Source organism: Klebsiella planticola ATCC 33531, from assembly GCF_000735435.1.
GTDB classification, from domain to species: domain Bacteria; phylum Pseudomonadota; class Gammaproteobacteria; order Enterobacterales; family Enterobacteriaceae; genus Klebsiella; species Klebsiella planticola.
This window is the reverse complement of record NZ_JMPP01000012.1, coordinates 75,251-81,747: the sequence shown is the minus strand read 5'-3', so window position 1 is coordinate 81,747 and position 6,497 is coordinate 75,251. Positions and strand designations below refer to the sequence as shown.

The 6,497-nt window shown below is 52.8% G+C and carries 7 protein-coding genes, 1 tRNA gene and 1 pseudogene; 7 read left to right on the top strand and 2 right to left on the bottom strand.

Annotation, left to right across the window (positions count from 1 at the left end):
- The first annotated feature begins 44 nt into the window (after positions 1–44).
- Positions 45–120, top strand: a tRNA-Trp gene (locus tag GRPL_RS21680).
- 92 nt (positions 121–212) lie between these two features.
- Here GRPL_RS21680 and hdfR read toward each other — a convergent pair.
- The gene (gene hdfR, locus GRPL_RS21685; protein ID WP_032690060.1) at positions 213–1,034 is read right to left on the bottom strand and encodes an HTH-type transcriptional regulator HdfR; all 822 of its coding nucleotides are present in this window, start codon (positions 1,032–1,034) and stop codon (positions 213–215) included.
- Positions 1,035–1,152: 118 nt separating this feature from the next.
- On the opposite strand from hdfR, the gene GRPL_RS21690 reads away from it, so the two are divergent.
- Positions 1,153–1,491, top strand: a complete 339-nt coding sequence (locus GRPL_RS21690; RefSeq protein WP_004869479.1) for a MaoP family protein — start codon at positions 1,153–1,155, stop codon at positions 1,489–1,491.
- Positions 1,492–1,515: 24 nt separating this feature from the next.
- On the opposite strand, the pseudogene GRPL_RS0125510 reads toward GRPL_RS21690, so the two are convergent.
- A pseudogene (locus tag GRPL_RS0125510) lies at positions 1,516–3,037 on the bottom strand (YifB family Mg chelatase-like AAA ATPase).
- Between the two features lie 365 nt (positions 3,038–3,402).
- Between GRPL_RS0125510 and ilvL the strand changes: the two are divergent.
- From ilvL to ilvE, 5 genes are all read left to right on the top strand, one after another.
- Positions 3,403–3,501, top strand: a complete 99-nt coding sequence (ilvL, locus tag GRPL_RS26510) for an ilv operon leader peptide (protein WP_001311244.1) — start codon at positions 3,403–3,405, stop codon at positions 3,499–3,501.
- 66 nt (positions 3,502–3,567) lie between these two features.
- Positions 3,568–3,639, top strand: coding sequence for a peptide IlvX (gene ilvX / locus GRPL_RS28485; RefSeq protein WP_201405924.1), 72 nt, complete (start codon positions 3,568–3,570; stop codon positions 3,637–3,639).
- Between the two features lie 2 nt (positions 3,640–3,641).
- A complete protein-coding gene (ilvG, locus tag GRPL_RS21695; RefSeq protein ID WP_032698435.1) occupies positions 3,642–5,288 on the top strand; it encodes an acetolactate synthase 2 catalytic subunit in 1,647 nt (548 codons plus the stop codon).
- On the top strand, positions 5,285–5,542 hold the full coding sequence (gene ilvM, locus GRPL_RS21700; RefSeq protein ID WP_004869489.1) for an acetolactate synthase 2 small subunit: 258 nt from the start codon (positions 5,285–5,287) through the stop codon (positions 5,540–5,542). Before ilvG ends, ilvM begins: the two co-directional genes overlap by 4 nt.
- A 16-nt stretch (positions 5,543–5,558) precedes the next feature.
- Entirely contained in the window at positions 5,559–6,488 is a 930-nt protein-coding gene (gene ilvE, locus GRPL_RS21705; RefSeq protein ID WP_004869492.1) for a branched-chain-amino-acid transaminase, read from the top strand.
- Positions 6,489–6,497 lie beyond the last annotated feature (9 nt).

Here is a 6,497-nt window from a genome sequence, read left to right as displayed (position 1 = left end):
TTAAGCCTGCTAAATTAATTAGCGGGCTTAATAGTAAGAGATTTAGGGGCGTAGCTCAGTTGGTAGAGCACCGGTCTCCAAAACCGGGTGTCGCGAGTTCGAGTCTCTCCGCCCCTGCCATATATAATCCTTTGCTCAGGCAAAGGATTTTTTTTGTCTGTTATTTTCCATCCCCAAAATCTTCCAGCATCCTCCGTCCCTGGAGGTACGCATTATTCCAGTATGTTTGTCTTCAGTATTTCGCGGATCTGTACCTGTTTATCGCTGTTTTGTAGCCAGATAGCGTACAGGGGGCGGGATAGCGTTGTACTGTCCGTCACCGTATGCAGGCCGCTTTTATCCTTTGCCCAGCGTGTCGGTAGCCATGTGCAACCGTTGAGCGCAGCAAGTTGCTGATAGGCCAGTTCAGCGGAACTGGTTGTCAGCAGAGGAACATCATCACTGCCAATTAGTCCGACCTCATTTTGTTGGAAGTCCGGACCCCATTCCAGGCGCAGATAATTCAATTCATTCTTAGTTTTAAATGGCGAGGCGCAGTAGAGTGCCAGGGTGAAATTACCGAGTAACTGGCTGCTTAATTCGTCCATTTTCGGGGATTCTGTCGTGATCAGTAGATCAAGCTGTCGTTCATGTAACTGTTTAACAAGCGATTGTCGCTGTGCAATCCGCGCTTCAAACTGCAGGTTACAGGGCTCTTTGTAGAGCTTCCCCAGCCATCCGTTAAGCATGCATTCCCACAAAGATGCGCTGCCGCCAATTGAAAATTCATTGTGCCGGGAAGCATTCGCAACCTCTTTTCGCGCCGCCTGCCAGGTGTTCATCAGGGTTTCGGCATAAGGAAGGAGTTTATCGCCGGCTGACGTCAGGCGGATGTTATTGCGATGGCGGGTAAAAAGGTTCACGCCAAGCTGGTTTTCCAGCTGGCGAATACGAAAGCTGACGGCCGACTGCGTCAGATAAAGCGCCTCTGCTGCTCGTCCAAAGTGGCGAGTTCTGCTCACCTCAAGGAAAGTTTTGAGCAATTCCGTATCCACACTCTTCTCCGCAAAATTATTTGTCGTAATGATTTAAATCTTTTGTTTTACACTCTGTCAAGCGTAACTAATACTCCGCGCCATAAATAGCTCGGCCAAAGAATCAGGAGCGTGTAGGATGGCGGAAAGCTTTATGACGACTAATCGTTTTTTCGATAATAAACATTATCCGCGCGGGTTCTCCCGTCATGGTGATTTCACCATCAAAGAGGCACAACTGCTGGAACAGCATGGTTATGCTCTTAACGAACTGGAACTGGGTAAACGCGAACCTGTCACCGAAGATGAAAAACAGTTTGTTTCGGTATGTCGTGGTGAACGTGAGCCAGCCACGGAAATGGAACGCGTCTGGATTAAGTATATGGCGCGTATTAAGCGGCCTAAGCGTTTTCATACGCTGTCCGGCGGGAAACCGCAGGTTGAAGGCGCTGAAGATTACACCGAAAGCGATGATTAACAAAAAAGGGCGTAAGCCCTTTTTTTATGCCATGAGTTTTTGCAAATGGTTCAGCATCCTGTCTATCGCCCGATAACCAAGGGCCTCCTGCAGGTGGTAGCGCTCAATACAGGGTTCCCCCCCTATGTCGGCGATGGTCCGGGCGACTTTCAGCAGACGCTGCCAGGCGCGGATAGAAAGCCCCAGCTGCGATAGTACCTGTTCCAGCCAGATAGCATCCTCTTTACTGAGCGGACACCAGATTTTCATTTCGTTACTCTCCAGATGGGCATTGAGTTTCTCCTGCCGGACCAGCTGTTTGTCTCGGGCGGCGAGAACCCGCTTCCTCACGCTGGCGCTATTTTCCACGCCAGAGACTGCCTGGCTGAGCACGCCTGGAGGCGGTAGAGGAATTTCCAGCGAGAGGTCGAACCGGTCGAGGAACGGCCCGGACAGGCGACCCAGATAGCGTAAGGTTTGTTCCGGTGATGCGCGATTATGATGACCCTGGTAATGCCCGGTGGGGCTGGGATTCATAGCCGCAATAAGCTGAAAATGTGCCGGATAGTCAATTTTCGCACGCGTTCGTGAAATATGTATTTTCCCTGACTCTATCGGCTCCCGCAAAGCATCCAACACCCGGCGTTCAAACTCCGGTAGTTCATCGAGAAATAGCACCCCGTTGTGTGCCAGCGAGATCTCTCCGGGTATCGGGATTGAACCCCCCCCCTACCATTGCCGCGAGAGAAGCGCTGTGATGCGGACTGCGAAACGGCCGCCGGCGCCACTGTTTTGTTGCGCGATGGCGACTCAACAGACTAAGAATGGCGGCGCTTTCGAGCGCCTCCTGATTGCTTAACGGTGGCAGAAGACCTGGCAACCGGCTGGCAAGCATGGTTTTTCCTGTTCCGGGAGGGCCAATCAACAGCAGGTTGTGACCCCCTGCGGCAACGATTTCCAACGCCCGTTTTCCTTGCTGCTGGCCAATAACATCGCTCAGATCAGGTAGAGGGTCATCAGGAAGTTCTTCCTCCGGTATGGAAGGATTGAGCGCATGGCGTCCCTCGAGAAAAGCACACACTTCCTGCAGATGCCCGGCGACAAGACACTCGTGGCCCTCAATGAGCCCCACTTCTGCAGCGTTATCCTCGGCGACGATAATTTGTCGTCCGGCTTTTATCGCCTCCATTGCACTGGAGATAGCGCCAGGAACGCCGCGTAGCGCCCCTGTGAGCGCGAGCTCGCCGATAAACTCATATTGATTCAACCTGGACGCATCTAGCTGCTCCGACGCGACCAGAAGCGCGAGAGCGATGGGGAGATCGTATCGCCCGCCTTCTTTTGGCAAATCAGCAGGGGCCAGATTGATGGTGATCTTTTTGGCCGGAAACGTATAGCCGCTGTTAATTATCGCGCTGCGTACCCGGTCGCGAGCCTCTCTTACCGTGGTTTCAGGAAGCCCTACCATGGTTAACCCGGGAAGCCCGTTGCTGATATGTATTTCGATCGTAATAAGTGGGGCACTGATACCGAAAGCAGCCCGTGTGTAAATAATCGCGAGTGACATAATGCCTCCTGAGTACGGGCATTATGTCGGCAGAAAAAGGGGCAGTAATGAGTAAGAAATGTATTTTACGCGCCATGTTCCAGCGAATATCACCGGTTATTGTGACATTTCACTCATGATGGAAGCAGCATCGCAGACGGCCATCATGGTGAAATAGCGTATTGCCGGAAACCGCCGCATCGTCATAGAAAAGGGTGATAAATTGAATTTTTTTCATTTTATATTTTTTCTATTAAAAACAATTGTTTTACAAAAAACTGTTAGCGCGATCAGTAAGTGATGTATAAAAAAATCTTGTGTTTATTGTGATGTCTGTGGTAACTCTTTAGGTATTCCTTCGAACAAGAAGCCAGAAAGTACAGAAAATGACAGCCCTTCTACGAGTGATTAGCCTGGTCGTGATTAGCGTGGTGGTGATTATTATCCCACCGTGCGGGGCTGCACTTGGACGAGGAAAGGCTTAGAAATCAAGCCTTAACGAACTAAGACCCCCGCACCGAAAGGTCCGGGGGTTTTTTTATAACTTAAAAATGATAAGCGAGGAGCAGACAATGACGAATAGCATAAAATTCTGTTTCTCCCGATCTATGACGGGGAACTAACTATGAATGGGGCACAGTGGGTAGTACATGCTTTGCGGGCACAGGGGGTCGACACGGTTTTTGGCTATCCTGGTGGCGCGATTATGCCGGTTTACGATGCATTGTATGACGGCGGCGTGGAACACCTGTTGTGCCGCCACGAGCAAGGAGCGGCCATGGCAGCTATCGGCTATGCTCGCGCCACCGGCAAAACCGGCGTGTGCATCGCCACATCAGGTCCAGGTGCGACGAACCTGATCACCGGCCTGGCTGATGCGTTACTGGACTCTGTCCCTGTTGTCGCCATCACTGGTCAGGTCGCGGCGCCGTTTATCGGCACCGATGCTTTCCAGGAAGTGGACGTCCTTGGTTTATCACTGGCCTGTACGAAACATAGTTTTCTCGTGCAGTCGCTGGAAGAACTGCCGCGAGTGATCGCTGAAGCTTTCCAGGTCGCAAACTCTGGCCGCCCAGGCCCGGTTCTGGTTGATATCCCGAAAGATATCCAGCTGGCGAAGGGTGAGCTTGAACCGTATTTCTCGACGGTTGATAACGACATTGCCTTCCCCCATGCAGAAGTTGAGCAGGCGCTGCAGATGTTAGCTGCCGCGCAAAAACCGATGCTGTACGTCGGCGGTGGCGTGGGCATGGCGCAGGCGGTGCCTGCGTTGCGCGAATTTATCGCCATTACGCAAATGCCGGCCACCTGCACGCTGAAAGGTCTGGGGGCCGTTGATGCGGCCTATCCGTACTATCTGGGCATGCTGGGGATGCACGGCACCAAAGCGGCCAATCTGGCGGTACAGGAATGTGACCTGCTGATCGCCGTTGGCGCCCGCTTCGATGACCGTGTTACCGGGAAGCTGAATACCTTTGCTCCGCACGCCAAAGTTATCCATCTGGATATCGATCCGGCGGAGCTGAACAAGCTGCGTCAGGCACATGTTGCCCTGGCGGGCGATCTGAATACATTGCTGCCAGCGTTGCAGAAGCCGCTGACTATCGACGCCTGGCGCCAGCATAATCAGGCGCTGCGTGACGAGCACGCATGGCGCTACGACCATCCGGGTGAGGGTATTTACGCACCGCTGTTGCTCAAACAGCTCTCCGACCGTAAGCCGGCCGATAGCGTTGTGACAACCGACGTGGGTCAACATCAAATGTGGTCAGCGCAGCATATGACCTATACACGCCCTGAGAATTTTATTACCTCCAGCGGTCTGGGCACGATGGGCTTTGGCCTGCCGGCTGCGGTTGGCGCTCAAGTTGCACGTCCGAACGATACCGTTATCTGCATCTCCGGCGATGGTTCGTTCATGATGAACGTGCAGGAGCTGGGTACCGTGAAGCGTAAACAGCTGCCGTTGAAGATCCTGTTACTGGATAACCAGCGTTTAGGTATGGTGCGTCAGTGGCAGCAGCTGTTTTTCGAGGAGCGCTATAGCGAAACCACCCTCACCGATAATCCCGATTTTGTCACGCTGGCCAGCGCTTTCGGCATTCCTGGACAGCACATCACCCGTAAAGACCAGGTTGAAGCGGCTCTCGACACCATGCTTTCGAGCCAGGGGCCATACCTGCTTCATGTCTCAATCGATGAGCTTGAGAACGTCTGGCCGTTGGTACCGCCCGGTGCCAGTAATGCAGAAATGCTGGAGAAATTATCATGATGCAACATCAGGTCGCTTTGCAGGCTCGCTTCAATCCGGAAACCTTAGAACGCGTGCTGCGCGTGGTACGTCACCGTGGCTTTCAGGTTTGTTCCATGAATATGGAAACCGCGGCAGATGCCGGCAACATAAATATTGAATTGACCGTTGCCAGCCAGCGGCCCGTCGAATTACTGTTTAGTCAATTAAGTAAGCTGGTCGACGTCGCCTGCGTCGAGATCCAGCAACCAACATCACAACAAATCCGCGCATAAGCGCAAGGGAAGAAAAATGACGACGAAAAAAGCTGATTACATTTGGTTCAACGGCGAGATGGTTCCGTGGGGAGAGGCGAAGGTTCACGTGATGTCTCACGCGCTTCACTACGGCACTTCCGTGTTTGAAGGCATCCGTTGCTACGACTCACATAAAGGACCGGTGGTGTTCCGTCATCGCGAACATATGCAACGTCTGCATGACTCAGCCAAAATCTATCGTTTTCCGGTCTCTCAAAGCATTGATGAGTTGATGGAAGCCTGCCGCGAAGTTATCCGTAAAAATAACCTGACCAGCGCGTATATTCGTCCACTGGTCTTTGTTGGCGACGTTGGCATGGGTGTTAACCCGCCTGCGGGATACAGCACTGACGTGATCATCGCGGCGTTCCCGTGGGGAGCTTATCTTGGCGCTGAAGCGCTGGATCAGGGGATCGATGCGATGGTTTCTTCCTGGAACCGTGTCGCGCCCAATACCATCCCGACCGCGGCAAAAGCCGGGGGTAACTACCTCTCTTCCCTGCTGGTTGGCAGCGAAGCGCGCCGCCATGGTTATCAGGAAGGGATCGCGCTGGACGTTAACGGCTATATCTCCGAGGGCGCGGGTGAGAACCTGTTTGAAGTGAAAGATGGCGTGTTGTTCACTCCGCCATTTACCTCTTCTGCGCTGCCGGGCATTACCCGCGACGCGATCATTAAACTGGCAAAAGATCTGGATATTGAAGTCCGCGAGCAGGTGCTGTCCCGTGAATCTCTGTATCTGGCTGATGAAGTCTTTATGTCTGGTACTGCTGCGGAAATCACTCCGGTGCGCAGCGTTGACGGTATTCAGGTTGGCGAAGGTCGCTGCGGCCCGGTCACCAAGCGTATTCAGCAAGCTTTCTTTGGTCTCTTCACCGGTGAAACCGAGGATAAATGGGGCTGGTTGGATCAGGTTAACCAATAAACATACCCG